General features: G+C 60.5%; 15 protein-coding genes and 2 pseudogenes. 4 read left to right on the forward strand and 13 right to left on the reverse strand.

Translation table 11 applies throughout. The features are described 5' to 3' along the window. Positions 1–41: 41 nt before the first annotated feature. Positions 42–359 (forward strand): cupin domain-containing protein, encoded by a 318-nt coding sequence (locus O3W47_RS00550; protein ID WP_003499912.1) that lies wholly within the window; start codon positions 42–44, stop codon positions 357–359. Positions 360–384: 25 nt separating this feature from the next. Here O3W47_RS00550 and O3W47_RS00555 read toward each other — a convergent pair whose 3' ends face one another. The 6 genes from O3W47_RS00555 to O3W47_RS00580 form a co-directional block, all read right to left on the reverse strand. Next, a complete protein-coding gene (locus tag O3W47_RS00555; protein WP_269312683.1) occupies positions 385–1,614 on the reverse strand; it encodes a M24 family metallopeptidase in 1,230 nt (409 codons plus the stop codon). 217 nt (positions 1,615–1,831) lie between these two features. After that, positions 1,832–3,835, reverse strand: a complete 2,004-nt coding sequence (locus O3W47_RS00560; protein WP_269312684.1) for an aldo/keto reductase — start codon at positions 3,833–3,835, stop codon at positions 1,832–1,834. Between the two features lie 45 nt (positions 3,836–3,880). After that, complete coding sequence (locus O3W47_RS00565) at positions 3,881–4,966, reverse strand: ABC transporter ATP-binding protein (RefSeq protein WP_269312685.1); 1,086 nt, start codon at positions 4,964–4,966, stop codon at positions 3,881–3,883. A gap of 9 nt (positions 4,967–4,975) precedes the next feature. Continuing rightward, a complete protein-coding gene (locus O3W47_RS00570; protein WP_046800394.1) occupies positions 4,976–5,812 on the reverse strand; it encodes a carbohydrate ABC transporter permease in 837 nt (278 codons plus the stop codon). Continuing rightward, positions 5,809–6,669: a carbohydrate ABC transporter permease gene (locus tag O3W47_RS00575; protein WP_269312686.1), complete on the reverse strand. Its 861-nt coding sequence runs from the start codon at positions 6,667–6,669 to the stop codon at positions 5,809–5,811. The genes O3W47_RS00570 and O3W47_RS00575 overlap by 4 nt, the downstream gene beginning before the upstream one ends. Before the next feature lie 256 nt (positions 6,670–6,925). Next, positions 6,926–8,197, reverse strand: a complete 1,272-nt coding sequence (locus O3W47_RS00580) for an ABC transporter substrate-binding protein (RefSeq protein ID WP_269312687.1) — start codon at positions 8,195–8,197, stop codon at positions 6,926–6,928. A gap of 86 nt (positions 8,198–8,283) precedes the next feature. On the opposite strand from O3W47_RS00580, the gene O3W47_RS00585 reads away from it, so the two are divergent. Next, positions 8,284–9,180, forward strand: coding sequence for a helix-turn-helix domain-containing protein (locus O3W47_RS00585; RefSeq protein WP_183232606.1), 897 nt, complete (start codon positions 8,284–8,286; stop codon positions 9,178–9,180). A gap of 190 nt (positions 9,181–9,370) precedes the next feature. Here the strand turns inward: O3W47_RS00585 and O3W47_RS00590 are convergent. Next, positions 9,371–10,226 (reverse strand): annotated as a pseudogene (locus O3W47_RS00590) (AraC family transcriptional regulator). A 9-nt stretch (positions 10,227–10,235) separates the two neighbouring features. Further along, a complete protein-coding gene (locus O3W47_RS25305) occupies positions 10,236–10,454 on the reverse strand; it encodes a hypothetical protein (RefSeq protein ID WP_269312688.1) in 219 nt (72 codons plus the stop codon). Here O3W47_RS25305 and O3W47_RS00600 point away from each other — a divergent pair. Together O3W47_RS00600 and O3W47_RS00605 are read left to right on the forward strand one after the other, a co-directional pair. Further along, positions 10,438–11,556 carry an MFS transporter gene (locus O3W47_RS00600; RefSeq protein WP_269312689.1) on the forward strand — a complete coding sequence of 373 codons (1,119 nt, stop codon included), beginning with the start codon at positions 10,438–10,440 and terminating at the stop codon, positions 11,554–11,556. The genes O3W47_RS25305 and O3W47_RS00600 overlap by 17 nt on opposite strands. 85 nt (positions 11,557–11,641) lie before the next feature. Then, the gene (locus O3W47_RS00605) at positions 11,642–12,538 is read left to right on the forward strand and encodes a LysR substrate-binding domain-containing protein (RefSeq protein WP_065116543.1); all 897 of its coding nucleotides are present in this window, start codon (positions 11,642–11,644) and stop codon (positions 12,536–12,538) included. A gap of 24 nt (positions 12,539–12,562) precedes the next feature. Here the strand turns inward: O3W47_RS00605 and O3W47_RS00610 are convergent, their stop codons facing one another. The 5 genes and pseudogenes from O3W47_RS00610 to O3W47_RS00630 form a co-directional block, all read right to left on the reverse strand. Next, positions 12,563–13,843, reverse strand: coding sequence for a TRAP transporter large permease (locus O3W47_RS00610; protein WP_269312690.1), 1,281 nt, complete (start codon positions 13,841–13,843; stop codon positions 12,563–12,565). Between the two features lie 3 nt (positions 13,844–13,846). Further along, entirely contained in the window at positions 13,847–14,398 is a 552-nt protein-coding gene (locus tag O3W47_RS00615) for a TRAP transporter small permease (RefSeq protein ID WP_174023537.1), read from the reverse strand. 141 nt (positions 14,399–14,539) lie between these two features. Then, complete coding sequence (locus tag O3W47_RS00620) at positions 14,540–15,535, reverse strand: DctP family TRAP transporter solute-binding subunit (protein ID WP_080820762.1); 996 nt, start codon at positions 15,533–15,535, stop codon at positions 14,540–14,542. A 21-nt stretch (positions 15,536–15,556) separates the two neighbouring features. Continuing rightward, positions 15,557–16,458 (reverse strand): annotated as a pseudogene (locus tag O3W47_RS00625) (NAD(P)-dependent oxidoreductase). 12 nt (positions 16,459–16,470) lie between these two features. Beyond that, a complete protein-coding gene (locus O3W47_RS00630) occupies positions 16,471–16,773 on the reverse strand; it encodes a putative quinol monooxygenase (RefSeq protein ID WP_269312691.1) in 303 nt (100 codons plus the stop codon).

The following is a 16,773-nucleotide window of genomic DNA, read 5'->3' on the forward strand; positions in this document are numbered from 1 at the left end:
ATTGCCCGTTTAAACCGTATTGCATGACTGAGGAGAACGATATGCAGCAGCTTCCGACCTTCCCCACCGTTTCCCCCGACGATGGCGTGGAGCGCACCGTGCTTTCCGAAGCGCCGGAACTGATGGTGGTCTCCTTCCGCTTCAAGACCGGGGCCGAAGGCAAGCTGCACAGCCATCCGCATGTGCAGTCCACCTATGTCGCCAGCGGCAGCTTCCGCTTTTACCGCGATGGTGAAGCCTATGACCTGCAGAAAGGCGACAGCCTCGTCGTTCCCGGCCATATCGAGCATGGCTGCCTGTGTCTGGAAGAGGGTGAGCTGATCGACTGCTTCACCCCGCGTCGCGACGACTTTCTCTAAAGGCAGGAACGGCGGCAGGCCGTCACTACCGTGATAGATCCCTGAGAGTGCGTGGCAGGCTGTTCATGCACTCCGCACCTGACGATGTGACGAGGAACTGATCCTCGATCATCAGCGCGCCCAGCCCTTCGCCATAGAAGGGCGCTTCGAGTGCGACCACCATGCCGGGAAGGATGATTTCCGGATTGTCATGGGAAAAGAACGGCCATTCCTCGATACCCACGCCGCCGCCGACGGAATGGCCGAAATGACCGCGATAATATTCGCCGAAACCTTGCCTGCGCATCGAGGCCAGCATGGCCGCGTGCACCGCGCCAAAGCTGTTGCCGGGGCGGATCGCTTCCAGCCCGCAGGCGAAGGCAACCTCCAGCGCCCTGAAAATATCGCCAGCGAGAGCCGAGACCGGCCCCCACGAAAAAGTCCGCGCACCGTCAGAGGAATAACCGTCGACCAGCGTGCCGACATCGGCCTTGATCAGCGCGCCCGGTGTGACCGCCGCCGTCATATCCGACAGGGCCGGACCGACGGAAATATAGTCCCAATGCCCGCTCAGCGAAAAACCGGATGTCGCGGCATATGCCTGCGCACCGGATTTCCAGGCGGCGGAGAGCTGACCAAGGGCTGCTCCCGGTCGGACGGCGGCCGCCATCTCGACCAACCCTGCCTCGGCGGCTGCTGCCGCCTGCCTGAGAAGTTTGATCTCGCGTTCTGACTTCACCGCCCTCAGGCGTTTCAGCACCGTCGAACCATCAACCCAGTTCACCTCGGGCAGCGCCTGCCGCAGCGCTGAAAAATCGGCAGCGGGCATGAATTCAAGATCGGCACCAATGCGCGCCGCAGCCAGTCCGCGCTCCCGCAAAAGATCGGAGAGTAAGCCGAAACAGGCGGTGCGATCGAATGTCTCCGGCCGCGGCCCACCGGAATTGTTGCGGCGATAGGCGTCGTCCACCTGCGCGACGGTTTCCACACCCGAAAGATCGACCAAATCGATCCAGATGCGATGGCAGCGCAGATCGACATCCGGCGCGGCCTTCCTGACGAGCGGGGCGGCATGATCGCTGACGGCGGCGGCGAGCCCTGCCCCGGCATCTGCCGGCACCAGCGCAATCGCGGAACCCGCTTTGCCCCACATCGTCGCCACGCCTGCAGGGGCACCGAGCGCATAACGGAAGGCTTCGGGCTGGAACAGCACCAGCGCATCAATCTCCGCCTCCCGCATCAGCTGCTGCGCACGGCTTCGGTCGATATCGCTCATGGGAACCCCGGTGATTGTTTGGCGGCAGGTTTGTGAACCTACGCTTTAGCAGTCGCCGGGAGAGGAAAGAAGGTGGAAGATGATGTCTCCACCCTGAGAATCGTCAGTGGGAGCGAGCGGATGCCCCTTGTTTCTTCTCCCCGTCGGGGAGAAGAAATATGCCGCAACGCGTTGCCCTATCGAACGAGCGGCGGATAAATCCGCCGCTCGTTGTCTTTCACGCCTCCAGCCACTTCACCTGCTCGGGCGTCAGCGCAATGTCCAACGCCGAAAGACTGTCTTCCAGCTCCGCAATCGTGCGCGGCCCGATCAACGGAATGACCGGGAAAGGCTGGGCGATGACATAAGCGAGCGCGATATGGATTGGGTGGCGGCCGAGTTTTTGCGCAAGCTCGATCGCCCGGTCGCGGCGTACGAAGTTGCGGTCGGAATACCAGACGCGGACGATTTCCTCATCGTCATGCTTGTCGCGCCCTGCCCGGTCGGTGAAGAAACCGCGCCCCTGGCTGGACCAGGCGAAATTGGGGATCTGGCGCGATTGCAGCCATGCCTTCCACTCGTCGTCTGATGCCGCAACGCAGCCTGCCCAGATGGGATCGAGCATTTCGGCAAGCGAGAAATTGTTGGAAAGCGCGCCGGGCGCCTGCTTGCCGTTCTTCTGCGCATAAGCCGCGGCCTCATCCATGCGCTCGCGCGTCCAGTTCGAGCCGCCGAAAATGCCGCGAATGCGCCCACGCCGGACTTCGGCATCCATGGCATCGACAAATTCGCCGACCGGCACGTCGGGATTATCGCGATGCATGAAATAGGCATCGACATAATCCGTCTTCAGCCGCTCCAGCGACTGATCGAGCTGTTTGGTAATCATATCGGGATAGCAGAGCGGTGAATGTGCGCCCTTGCCGATCAGCACGATCTCCTCACGCGGCACATTGCGGCTGGTGTGCCAGTCGCCGAAAATCGCTTCGGTCCTGCCTGCGCCATAAACATAGGCCGTATCGAAGAGATTGCCGCCCGCCTCGTAAAAGGCATCGAGCGTCAGGGATGCGGAGGCGAAATTGGGGAAGAATTCGAAACCGAGCGCGACCACGGAAGCGGGCTTGGCAAGGCCCGGTATCTGCCGCTTCGGAACGGAATTTCCTGCAACGACCTTGCCACCGGCGATATTTCCGATGCGCGATGTCGCCTTTTCGATGCTGTATTCCAGCCCGACGGAAGCCCGCCATTGGTCCATGACACGCAGATTGCCGAGGCTGTCGGCCCAGGCCATGCCGGGTGCCGCAAATTCGTGTCTGCCCTGGCGAATTGCCTCGCCGGCCGCATCCACCTCGAAGGAATAAAGCCAGCGATCCTCCGGCAACTCGATGGTTTCCACCTTGTCGCCCCTGATGATATCGATCCGCCCGGTGCCGCCCTTGTGGCCGGCGGCGAACCAGAAATCCTTGACCTCGATACGGCCTTCCGAGCCGATGATGCGCAGCACATTGTCTTGCGCCGCCATGATCGAGCACGAGACTTCCGCGACAATGCCGTTTGCGAATTTCAGCACGGCCGAGGCCCATTCATCAACGCCCGACTGGCCGAGATGCGCCGCACCCGCCACCTTTTCCGGTTCGGCGAAGGGTTTTCCATCCACGGCGCCGGCGATCATCCGCACCATGGAAACCGGATAACCGCCGACATCGAGAATGCCGCCGCCGGCCGTTTCATTGGCGAACAGCCGGTGATCGGCCCGGAACGAGCCCATGTTGAAACCGAAGCTGGAGCGGATGATGCGGATATCGCCGACGGCGCGGGCTTTCACCAGCTCCAGCAGTTTCGCCGTCTGCGGATGCAGGCGATACATATAGGCCTCGCCCGCGAAGACGCCCGCCTTTTTCGCCTCGTGGAAAATGGCGTCGGCATCATAGGCGGAAAGCGCGATGGGTTTTTCCACCAGCACGTTTTTACCCGCCCGGATCGCCTTGATCGCCCATTCGGCATGGCCAGTATGGGGTGTGGCGATATAGACCGCATCGATAGCGGGATCGGCAAGCAGGGCATCGTAACCCTTGATAATGCGCGCGCCGGCAAAGGCTTCGGCAAGGCCGGGCTTGTCCGGATTGCGGGTGGCGATGGCCTCTAACCTGCCGGTGCGGGAATGGGCAATACCGTCAGCAAAGGTTCTGGCGATGGTGCCCGGGCCGATGATGCCCCAGCGGATCGGTTGTACGGTCGTCATGAAATCCTCGTCTTTCATATCAGTCTTGAGTGCTTGGGAAAGGGTTCAGCGCAGGCGTTCGCCCTTGCTGTCGAAAAGGAAAGCCCGGCGGGCGGAAAGGCCGACCGTCAGCCGGTCGCGATTGCCGACATCGCGCGATTCCGGCCGTTCGATGATCAGCTGCTCGCCGCCTTCGGTTCGGGCATAGACATAGCTGGTATTGCCGAGATGTTCGGCGACATCGACATGCACGGTGAGATCGGCATCGCCCCCGCCCGCATCGGCAAAATGCTCCGGCCGGATGCCAAGCGAGACCTTGGCCCCCTCGTTGACGCGTTCCTTTATCGGCAAAGTCAGCCGCACCGCAGGATCGTTGTCGAGAGCGAGCGTGACGCTGTCGGCGCCGCTGCCGATGATGGTGGCGTCGAGAAAATTCATCTTCGGCGAACCGACGAAACCGGCAACGAAGCGGTTGGCGGGATCGTCATAGAGATCGAGCGGCGCGCCGACCTGCTCGATATTGCCCGCCCGCAGCACAACGATCTTGTCGGCCAGCGTCATCGCCTCGGTCTGGTCATGCGTCACATAGATCATCGTGGTGCCGAGCTGCTTGTGCAGGCGCGAGATTTCCACGCGCATCTGCACCCGCAATTCCGCATCGAGGTTCGATAGCGGCTCGTCGAACAGGAAGACCTGCGGTTCGCGCACGATGGCGCGGCCGATGGCGACGCGCTGGCGCTGGCCGCCGGAAAGCTGTTTCGGCCGGCGCTGCATCAACTCGTTGATCTGCAGAATTTCGGCCGCGCGGTTGACCCGCTTTTGCGTATCGGCCTTGGGGTTACCGTTCATCCGGAGGCCAAAAGAGAGGTTTTCGGCCACCGTCATATGCGGATAAAGCGCATAGGACTGGAACACCATGGCAATGCCGCGATCTGCCGGGTCGGCATCACTGACCGTCCTGCCGCCGATCACGATATCGCCACCGGAAATATCCTCCAGCCCGGCGATCATTCTGAGAAGCGTGGACTTGCCGCAGCCGGACGGGCCGACAAAAACGACGAACTCCCCGTCCTTTACCTCCAGATTTGCGCCATGGATCACTTCCAGCGCGCCGTAACGCTTGACCACGTTGTTGAGCGAAAGTTCCGCCATGCGGCCCCCTTACTTGACTGCCCCGGCGGAAATGCCGGCGATGAAGTGACGCTGCAAAGCCACGAAAACCACGAGGATGGGTGCGGTGAGCAGCACCGCGCCGGCCATGATGCCGCCCCATGACACTTTGGTGAGCCCGATGAGGGTGCCAAGCGCCACGGGTGCGGTCATCATTCCTGGGCGGGAATTGATGAGAAGCGGCCAGAGGTAATTGTTCCACGAGGCCAGGAAGAGAATGATCGACAGCGCCGCCATGGTGGGTCGCGCCAATGGCAGGGCGATGCGCAGGAATATCTGCCATTCCTTGACGCCTTCCACCCGTGCCGCGTCGAAAAGCTCGGTCGGCATCATCGAGAAGGATTGCCGCATGAACAGCACGCCGAGCGAGTTGAACAGCGGCGGCACGATCAGCGCCACCCAGGTGTTGGCAAGCTTGAATTCCCGCGCCACCATGATGAATTGCGGAATGACGACAACGGCGAAAGGCAAAGTGATGGTGCCGAGAATGATGGCGATCACCACCCCGCGTCCGGCAAAACGATAACGCGCCAGCGCCCAGCCGGCCATCGACGTCAGGAACACCGAAAGCACGGTGTAAATGACGGCGACGGTGATCGAGATGAACATGGCCCTGAGGAAATTGGTGTCCGCCTGCAGATTGTTGAAATTCTCGACGAAGTTGGTGGACGGCACCAGAACAATGTCCGGGCTGAAAATGCCGTAATCCGGCATGGTCGAGAACACGAACATCATCCACAGCGGAAACAGCCAGATGATGGCAAGCGGTGTCAGCGCCGCGTGCAGCGCGATCTTCTGCCAGAAAAGCGATCTCGATTTCGATCTCATTTCGGCTCCCTCCCGACCCAGAGATTAAGCAGCGAAATGGCGATGGCGAGCGCCGCCATGGTATAGGCAATGGCCGAGGCATAACCGAAATTGAGCGAGGTAAAGCCCTGGCGATAAAGGAACAGCCCCAGCGTCTCCGTGCCGCCGCCCGGTCCGCCCCTGTTGGTGATGAGGAAGGGTTCGGCAAACAGCTGCATGGTGCCGATCACCGAGAGCACGACACAGAACAGGATGATGGGTTTAAGCAACGGCAGGGTGATATAAAAGAACTGCTGGCGCTTGCTGACCTTGTCCAGCGTCGCCGCTTCATAGACATCGCCGGGGATGGATTGTAGCCCGGCGAGGAGGATGATGGCGTTATAACCCGCCCAGCGCCAGGTGACGGCGATGATGACGAGCGCCATGGCCGCATTGGCATTGTCGAACCACGAGATGGGCGAAAGGCCGACGGACGTGATGAGCTTGTTGATGATGCCGAAATCGGCGCTGAACATCAGCCGGAAGACAGCCGCATAGGCCACCTCGCCAACGACGACAGGCGCAAAAAAGGCAAAACGATAAAGCGGCCGCGCCTTCAGGAGCGGCGAATTCAACAGCACCGCCATGACGGTGGCGAGCGCGATCATCACGGGCACCTGAATGACCAGAATGATCAGCGTATTATAAAGCGCATTATAAAAGGCCGGATCGGAAACCAGCCGCCCCCAGTTCATGGAAGGCGCAAACCGCCACGGATTAATCCGCGTGTTCTGGAACGACAGCATGAACGAACTGATGATCGGCCAGACCCAGAAGGTGGCGAAAATCAGGAGATAGGGCGCAAGGAACGCATAAGCGATCCTGTTCCTGGACGGCATGACGACCTCCATATGCCGGACGATGGGCCGGATAAATGGAAAAGCTTCAGAAAGAGCGCGCCCCTATGTGGGGAATGCCTTTGCAAAACGGTGCGGCCTATTTCTTCTCCCCGAGGGGGAGAAGGTGGCCCAAAGGGTCGGATGAGGGGGCTGGCTCTCGATTTATCACTACCGTCGCCCCCTCATCCCGCTGCCGCGGACTTCTCCCCCTCGGGGAGAAGAAACTTGTGGCACCCGCTCGGTCCTAACCGCCGGCTTACTGCGCGACGGGCAGCCCCGTCGCCGTTTCGATCTGCTTGGCTGCATCATCAAGCGCTGCTTTCGCATCGGGATAACCGCCGGCGAAATATTTCGTCTGCGTCGCCTTGTAGATCGCATCCGCATCCGACTGGAACGCCGTGCCGCGGCTCGGCACGATCTTCGGCAGGGTGGCCAGAATATCGGTCCACACCGCCTGCCCACCCCAATAGGCCTGCTTTTCCTTGACGAAAGGATCGTCGATGGCGGACAGCAGTGAGGGAACGAGGCCGAAGGATTTCAGCATCGTCACCTGGCCTTCATTGGTGGTCAGCGCGTAGTCGATATATTTCCACGCCGCCTCCTTGTGCTCGGATGTCGAGCTGATCGCCAGCGACGAGCCGCCGAGATTGGCCGCATGCGGACCATCCGCCGTCAGGCTCGGCATCAGATAGACGCCCCATTTGCCGGAAAGATCAGGAGAGCCGGAACGAACCGTACCTTCATACCAGGCGCCATACATCTGGCTGGCGGCCTTGCCGGCGGTATTGGCCTGGATTTTCTCATCCCAGATCGCCGCCGTGATGATGCCGGCGTCTTTCATTTCCTTGACCTTTTCAAGGGTCGCGACACAGGCGGGCTGGTTGATGGTAATGTTCTGGCCATCAGTCGAAAAGTAACCGCATCCCTGCTCATTGGCGATCATGCGAAACCATTCGCTGTCGCCGTTGAAATCGGCCTGCGCCATCACGGTGCCGGGATTGGCGGCCATGACCTTCTTGCCGGCGGCGATGAAATCATCCCAGCTTTTGATGGTGGCCGGATCGACGCCTGCCTTCTCATAGAAATCGTGGCGATAAAATACCGCCACCGGACCGGAATCCCACGGAACCGCATAGGCGACGCCGTCAACCTCCAGTTCCGTGCGCTTGAAATCAGGGAAAAGCGCCTGTTTCTCAGGCGTGTAGCCAAGCTCGGTCAGATTGGCGAAACAATCGGGAAAACGACTCCAGAACAGTTCCGCCTCGAAATTTTCAATGGTGACGATATCAGGAAGACCATCGCCCCCGGCTGCGCAGGCAGCCAGCGTCTTGTCAAAAACCTGATTGTTTCCAAGGTCTTCAACGACGATCTTGATATCCGGATTCTGCTTGTTGAAGCCCTCTACCGTGGATTTCAGTGCGGAAGCCGCGACGTTCCAGCTCCAGATGGTGACGGTTTCTGTTTGCGCCAAAGCCGGGGCTGCGAGAAGCAGCATGGCCGTAGACGCGCCAAGAAATTTCAAGCACATTGAAAACCTCCCTTTTTCAATTGCCGTTCTTCAGCGAACATGGGCACATTAGCGGCGGCAGGAAATCTGTCTCGTAAAAAGGGAACATCGATTTGGCGGAAAGTAAGATTGCTGAAAGAGCCTTCTACCAGCCGGGTGCAAGCAGCATCGAAGGCATGCCGACAACGCTGCAGCTTTTTCACAATCATCCGCCCATCATGCTCAGGCCCCACTGGCACGCGCAGGTGGAAGTGAATTACGTGATGTCGGGATCGGTGCATTATCGCATGGGCGATCACGAGCTCTCGCTCGATGCCGGCCAGATGTGCATCTTCTGGGGTGGCCAGCCGCACCAGATGGACCACTCCTCCGACGATTCCTTTTACGCCGGCGCGCATCTGCCGCTGGTGCACTTCTTCCGCATGCGGCTGCCCGCCACCGTCTCCAGCCTGCTGATGGGTGGTGCTACGATGGTGAGCGCTGAGACCGACCGGGCAGATGCGGAGAATTTCGGTCGCTGGTTCCGTTACGTCACTTCGGGCGAACAGGCGAAAGCCCAGCACGCGGTGGAGGAATTGCTGCTCAGGGTCGAGCGGATGTTCCTTGAACCCTACTCCGTCATATCATCCGCCGCCAATGGCAAACGCAGGGAGGATGACGAGGGCATGGCACCCTCCATCGGCGTGGTGCGCATGTGCGACTTCATCGCCGCCAATTTTCTCGACGATATCGACGCGACGGAGATTGCCCGTGCCGCATCGCTGCATCCGAAATATGCGATGAACCTGTTCCGCAAATCCACCGGCATGACGCTGATCAAATATCTGACCCTGCTGCGGCTTTCGCGCGCGCAGGCGATGCTGATGACCGGCAAGGACAATATCCTGCAGATCGCCATGGAAAGCGGCTTCGGCTCCGTCAGCGCCTTCAACAAGGCGTTCCGCCAAATCGCCGGCATGTCGCCTTCCGATTTCCGCCGCGACATGCGGGCGACGGCGGCTTAGGGTATTTCCAATGGAGTCGTACCGTAAGCAACCTACATGGTGCCGACGCGTCCCATCTCCACCCCTCATTCCTGTGCTTGTCACAGGAATCCAGCCGACGCGCGTCTGCGCGGCGAAAAGAGTCCTTCCAGCCCAAGTCCTTGGGCTGGCTGGATCCCTGTGACAAGCACAGGGATGAGGAGCGTTAAGCCTAGTCCCCTATATCTTCCGTGTCGGAAAAAGCAGCGCTGCGCTGCCGCGCCGCCTGCCGATAGGCCCTTGGTGAACTGCCCAGCATTCGCCGGAACATGGTGGTGAAAGCCGGGATGTTTTCATAACCGGCATCCAGCGCCACATTCGTCACCGCTTCGCCGGGCCGCCAGTCTCGGCAGGGAGGCGAAGATACAGGCCTGCTGGCGCCAGGTGACGAAACTTAACCCCAGTTCCTTGCGGAACAGCCGCGTAAACGAGCGGCGGCTGATGCCCATGGCCGCCGCCCAGTCATCGATCTCCACCCGCGCCACGGGCTTTTTCAGGAAATCGCGGCACAGCGCCGCCAGACGCTGATTATCTGGAAAAGGCAGTCCGAGCGGCCTTTCCGGCAGGCGGTTGACCTCGTCCAGCAACAGCGCCCGCACAAGGCCCTGCCGGTGAAAAGCCGTCGGCTGGTGTTCCTCACCCAGCAATTCCGAAATCAGGCTGGAGGCGAGATCGGTTATTTCCACCACGCGCGGTGCGCCCGCATGAAACAGGTCCGGATGGACGTAGATCGAATGCATCTCCACCGTCGAGATGGTTTCCGCCTCATGTTGCAGCCCGGCGGGAATGAGCAATCCATGACCGGGCGGTATCATCCAGCGACCATCCGCAGTGCTGACAAGCACGACGCCCTGACGGGCGCACCAGATCTGCACGCGGCTATGGCTGTGGGGCGGCGTCCGGTGCCCGGTGGGGTAAACGCGGCAAAGCGCCAGCACCGGCTCATTGGTGCCGTCGATCAATTTCAGACTGCGTTCATGCTCGTCATGCGTCAGTCCTGAAGGCTGCCGCGATTTGATTTTTGCCATTTGGCCCACTCACAAAGAAAATCGTCCAGAACACAAATGCAGGCCAGAAACAATATGAATAAAAGCGGGAAGAAATAAAGACATGTTTCCCGTCTTCCGCCGGGAACCCGAGAGGACTTCATCATGGCCACTGTTACCAGCGCCGGCAACAGCACCGTTCAATCCGCAACGCACGGCGTTTTCGATCATCGCAGCCGCCAGCTTCTGCCACATGCTGAACGACATCATGCAATCGCTGCTGACGTCGCTTTATCCGCTGCTGAAGGCGAATTACGCGCTCGATTTCATGCAGATCGGCCTGCTTACCTTCGCTTTTCAGGTCACCGCCTCGCTGCTGCAGCCGGTTGTCGGCATGGTGACGGACCGCTGGCCCATGCCGTTCTCCCTGCCCGTCGCCATGCTGTCCACCTGCGCCGGCCTCATCACGCTTGCTTTTGCCCATAGTTTCGAGGTTCTGGTGATCGGCGCCTGCCTCATCGGCATCGGTTCGGCGATCTTCCATCCGGAAGCCTCGCGTGTGGCGCGTCTGGCATCCGGCGGCCGTCATGGTCTGGCGCAATCCTTCTTCCAGGTGGGCGGCAATACCGGCACGGCCATCGGCCCGCTGCTCGCCGCCTTCATCGTCATCCCGCTCGGTCAGACGAGCCTCAGCTGGTTCTCGCTGATCGCACTCGTCGGTTTTGGCGTGCTTTCCTGGGTTGGTGTCTGGTACACCCGCCACCGCCGCGCAACGGTCGGCAAGGCGCCGGCCAGCCGCACGCTTCCCCTTGCGCGTGGCACTGTCATGATGACGCTTCTGGTACTGGTGGTTCTGACCGCCACCAAGAATGCCTATCTCGCCAGCCTGTCCAGCTACTTCACCTTCTACACCATCGACAAGTTCGGTCTTGGTGTTCAGGACGCGCAGGTTCTGCTGTTCCTCTTCCTCGGCGCTTCGGCACTGGGCGTGTTCTTCGGCGGCCCGATCGGCGACCGTTTCGGCTCACGCGTCGTCATCTGGTTCTCGATCCTCGGCGTCATTCCCTTCGCGCTGCTGCTGCCCTATGCGAACCTGTTCTGGACAGCCATTCTCGTCGTCGTCATCGGCTTCGTGTTCTCCTCCGCCTTCTCGGCCATCGTCGTGTTCGCGCAGGAACTGGTGCCGGGCCGCGTCGGCCTCATCGCCGGCATGTTCTTCGGTTTCGCCTTCGGTTTCGGCGGCATCGGCGCTGCGGTTCTGGGTGTTTATGCGGATAAGGAAGGCATCGAATTCGTCTACCGCATCTGCTCCTACATGCCGCTGCTCGGCCTGCTCACGGTGTTCCTGCCAAAACTGCCGAGCCACCGCTAAAAGCCTCGCGTTCAACGCTTTTCAACACGGCGGTCACCTGTGATACTCAGGTGACCGCCGTATTCCGTTGAGCAAAGCCCTACCCATGCAAATCCCGATAAAATCGATCCTCGTTTTCCACGCCGCGGCAAGGGCGGGCAGCATTTCCCGGGCGGCGGAGGAACTGAGCGTCACACCATCGGCCGTTTCCCAGCAGATCCAATTGCTGGAAGGCCAGCTCGGCACGACCCTGATGGCACGAACCGGCCGCAAGGTGACGTTGACCGAAGCGGGCGAGCGCTATTTCTCGATGATCACCGCCCAGATCGAACAGATATCAGACGCCACCGACAGTATTCGCGGCTTCCGCTCGGTCACCACGCTGACGATCCGGGCGACGCCGACCATCTCCAACAAATGGCTGCTGCCGCGTCTCGGCTCGTTTCTGGAGGAACACCCCGAACTGGAAGTGCGCCTCGACGGCACCAACGAGCCGACCGATTTTTCGCAGGAGCTTGTCGATATAGAGCTACGCCATGGCGATGGCCGCTGGCCGGGCCTCTTCGTGGAAGGGCTGGTGGAGGAGGAATTCCTGCCGGTCTGTTCGCCGAATTATCAGGGTGCGGGTAAATTCCTGCCCGAGGAATTGCAGAACCAGCGGCTGATCCATTCGGTGAAGGCGCAGGCGCAATGGAACCACTGGTTCCCTCTGGCCGGCGTGACAGCCGAAAAGCGCTGGCGGCGGGTCCTGTTCGACCGCAGCCACATGGCCATCGATGCCGCCGTTCTCGGCATTGGCGTGGCGCTGGAAAGCACCTTGATGATGGAGCGGGAACTGCAGGACAAGATGCTGGTGCCGGCCGTGACGGACGCGCCGCGCATCAAGCTCGTCACCCAATGGATCGTCTGCCCGCATTCCCATCTGCGGCAGAGAAAAGTCATGCTGTTTCTGGAGTGGATGCGAAAACAACGCGACGAGTGGCAAGCCCGCCGCGTTGTCTGATGGTTCAGGCAATCCGTTTGCGCGTCAATAAAGCCCCATCAGCCGGATTGGCCCGAGCGTCAGCACCGGGAACAATACCAGCGCGAAGATGGCAAGCGTCAGCACCGTCATCGGCGCCAGCGAACCGCGAATGACATCCTCGATCTTCATGTTCGCCACCTGTGCTGCCGCAAACAGGCAGACCCCCACCGGCGGCGTCACCAGCCCGAGCGTCAGCGTCATGACAGTCACGATCAGGAAATGGATCGGATCGATGCCCAGTGCCTCCACCGGCGGCATCAGCACGGGGATGAGGATGAACATCGCCGGGATCGCTTCCATGAAGATGCCGATGATCAGCAGGAAGACGAAGATGACGAGCATGCCGGTCATGGGGCCGAGGTTCATGGCCTTCAAAAGCTCGGCCACCTGTTCGGGCAGCCCATCGAAGGTGAAGACCCAGGCGGCAAGCTGCGAGGTGGCGGCGATGAACAGGATGGTGCCGGAAATGCGCGCCGTCGAGATCAATATTTCCGGCAGTTCCCGCACCGGCAGCGTGCGATAGACGATGACGCCAAGCACCGCGACATAAACCACCGCGATGGCAGCTGCTTCCGTTGGCGTGAACAGGCCGCTGGCAATGCCGATGATCAGGATCAGCGGTGTCAGCATTGGCAGGACGGCGCGCAGACCCGTGACGACCACCAGACGGAAATTGAACGGTGTCGGCGGATTGTAACCGTAATGCACCGAATAGAAGTGGTTGAAGACCAGAAAGGCGAAGGCGATGAAGAGGCCGGGCACCAGACCGGCGATCAGCAGCGTGCCGATCGACACGTTGGCGATGGAACCGGCAATCACGATCAGGATCGACGGCGGAATGATCGAGGAGAGTGTGGAGGTGCAGAGCGTCATGCCGACGGCATAACCCTTTGGAAAACCGTGCCGCTCCATGGCCTTGATCTCGATGGCGCCGACCGAGGCGATATCGGCGACGGAGGAGCCGGAGACGCCGGAAAAAATCACCGAGGAGATGACGTTGACGTGGCCAAGCCCGCCGGGAAGCCAGCCGACCATGGCCTCGGCGAAATCAAAGATGCGCTCCGCCACCCGCCCCCGCTCCATGACCGTGCCGACCAGAATGAAAAGCGGCACGGCGACAAGAAGGAAGGAGTTCATCGACGAGAACATCGTCTGCGACAGCAGGTCCATGGGCATGGAGGTGAAGAGCCACAGCGTGCCGACACTGGCGAGCGCCAGCGCGATGGCAAGCGGCACGCCGAGCATGCTGAGACCGAAAAAGGCGATGAGAAGAAAGACCGACATGGCTCAATGTCCTGCTGAAATGGAGATATCGGCATGGGCGATCTCGTCCGCCGGCAGGCCAAGCTCGGGAAGCGCGATGAGCTCCCGGCGGCTGCGCAGCGATTCGATGATGGCGAGCACGGCGATGATGGCGGAAACGGGCAAAACCATGCCGATGGCCCACATCGGGATCGGCAGGGTGGCGGCGGTCTCGTTCATCATGATCTGCTGGCGCACCAGGGTGAAACCCGTCCAGCCCATCATGCCGAAGAAGAACACCGATGAACCGACATAGATCGGCACCGCCAGCCGCCGGAAGAAGCGGTGGAACAGCACCAGAAACACCACGACACGGGCGCTTTCCACGGTGCGGAAACCGGCGGCAAGGCCAAGGAAGACCATCCAGATGAAGAGAAAGCGGGTCGCCTCCTCGGTCCAGGGAAACGGACTGCCGATGAGGCGGCCGATGACCTGAAGAAGCACGACGATGAGAATGCCGGCACAGGCTGCCCCCGCGGCTATATCGGCGATGAGTTTTACGATGGTGCCGAGCACCGAAGGTTTCGTATCGCGCATGACAATACCCTTCCACTGCTGAAACCGGATATCCGGTAAACGAATGCCACCCTGCCGTTCTGGCAAAGCAACGCCTGCTGACGTTTGCGGAGGCCGGGCCTGCCAATCCATTCAGGCCCGGCCGTCCAAGTGCGGGAAACGTCAGTTCGTCTTCAAGAAAGCCTGCGTCTTGTCGAAGAACGCCTGATCTTTCACCAGCGCCGAGAACTTCGCCGAGAGACCGGCCGCAACCTCTACGAAGGCCTTGCGCTCATCGTCGGTCAGCGTGTTGACCTCCATGCCGTTCTTCTTCAGCGTCTCAAGCGACTTGTCGATATCGGCAGCGTCGTTCTGCGCTTTCCAAAGCTCGGTTTCAGTCGCCGCTTCCTTCAGCGCCGTCTTGAAGCCCTCGTCGAGACCTTCGAAGCGGGCCGGGTTCATGCCCAGCACCCAGGCGTCAGCAATGTGGTTGCTGATCGTCAGATATTTCTGCACTTCGTAAAGCTTGGCGCTAACAGGCACGTTGACCGGATTTTCCTGCCCGTCGACGACTTTGAGCTGGAGCGCATTGTAAACTTCAGCAAAAGCCATCGGTGTCGGGGCAGCCCCCATGGCGCCGAAGAACTCGACCCAGAGCGGATTGTTCGGCACCCGCAGCTTCATGCCCTTGAGATCAGCCGGCGATTTGATCGGCGCCTTGGAATTGGTGATCTGGCGCAGCGGCCGCGACCAGAGATCGAGCCCGAGAATACCGATCTTGCTGAGATCAGTGGAAAGCTCCTTGCCGAGATCGCTGTCGAGATAGACCCGGAGCTGGTCGATATCGCGGAACTGGTAGGGAATGGCGATGGCGGTGAACTTGGGATTGAAGGTCGCGTAAAGCGAGGTCGAATTCAAAAGCATGTCCAGCGAACCGCCGGCCAGCTGCTTGACGCCCGCCGAAGGGTCGCCGCCATAAAGTGTGCCGTTCGGGAATACCTTGATCTTGAGTTTGCCGTCGGTCTTTTTCGAAACGATCTCGGCAAACTTGTTGGCGGCGAGCGTGATTTCGGAATTGTCGGCATCCGGCGTCGAAAGCGTCAGTGTTTCGGCCTGCGCGATGGATGCGACCAGCATGGTGGCGGCGAGAGCCAGCCCGTAAAGTTTTGAAATTTTCATATGTTCCTCCCTTTGTTATCTCTAGACAGTTTCGAGCGTTCCTCCGAACGCATTCATGCGTTTAATCTCAAGGATCACACCGCTGTGATCAAGCTCGCCCGCGCCATGCTCGACCATGGAACGGAACAGCCGGTCAACCTCCTCGCCGACCGGTAATTTCAGGCCACGGCTTTCGGCGAAAGCCAGCGCCGTGGACGTATCCTTCACCTGGTATTTCGCCGGGCCGCCGGGGCGGAAATCGCCCTCCACCATGCGTTTTCCGTGCTGGCGGAAGACGGTGGATTCGGCAAAACCGCCCAGCAAAGCCTGGCGTACCTGCGCCGGGTCGGCTCCCCCGCTTCAACCAGCGTCAAAGCCTCGGCAACAGCGCAGATTGTCGAGGCGACGATCAGCTGGTTGGCAAGCTTGGCCAGTGAGCCGCAGCCCACCGGCCCGACATGGGTGACGCGGCCAAGGCAATTGAGGAGTGGCCGCAATGCATCCACATCCCGCTGTTCACCGCCGGCCATGATGGCGAGCGTTCCCTCTATCGCCCCTTTTTCACCGCCGGAAACCGGTGCGTCGACATAAGCGACGCCATAAACCTTTGCCGCCTCCGCCTGTTCCCGTGCGCTGTCGACGGGGATGGAACTCATCACCAGCAGAATAGCACCGGGCTTCATGGTGGAAACGACACCCGAGGCACCGAGCAGAACCTCGTCGCAGACCGGCCCGGAACTCAGCATGCAGATGACGACATCGGCTTCGGCCGCAGCTTCGGCAGTCGTGGCCGCCGGCTGCACGCCCTTTGCCGCCAGAGCCGCAGCTTTTTCAGCGCTGCGGTTCCAGGCCTTGACGGAAAACCCGGCCTCCGCCAGACGCTCCGCCATGGGGGCGCCCATGATACCCGTTCCGATAACGGCGATCTGTCGAATGTCAGCCATCGTTTCCATCTTTCAGTGCCACTGCCGGTTCAGGAAACGCACCGGCAGTTCTTCTTCGATGAGGGCGGGAAATGCTTCCCGAAACCGGTCGAGATGTGGTGTTTTCAGATGGTCGTCGAAAGCCTGCCTGTCGTCATAGACCTCGTAGAACACCACATTGTTTCCGGTTTCCGGCCGCACCACATCGAATTGCCGGCAGCCCGGTTCATCCTGAACCGAGTGCCTGGCGTCATCGCGCGCCGCATCGAGAAAGGCGTCCATCGCGTCGGGCTTCACCCGGAATTCCGCGATCACCACGAAAGCTCCCTTCGACAT

This window comes from Agrobacterium sp. LMR679 (genome assembly GCF_027157905.1).
GTDB classification, from domain to species: Bacteria; Pseudomonadota; Alphaproteobacteria; order Rhizobiales; family Rhizobiaceae; genus Agrobacterium; species Agrobacterium leguminum.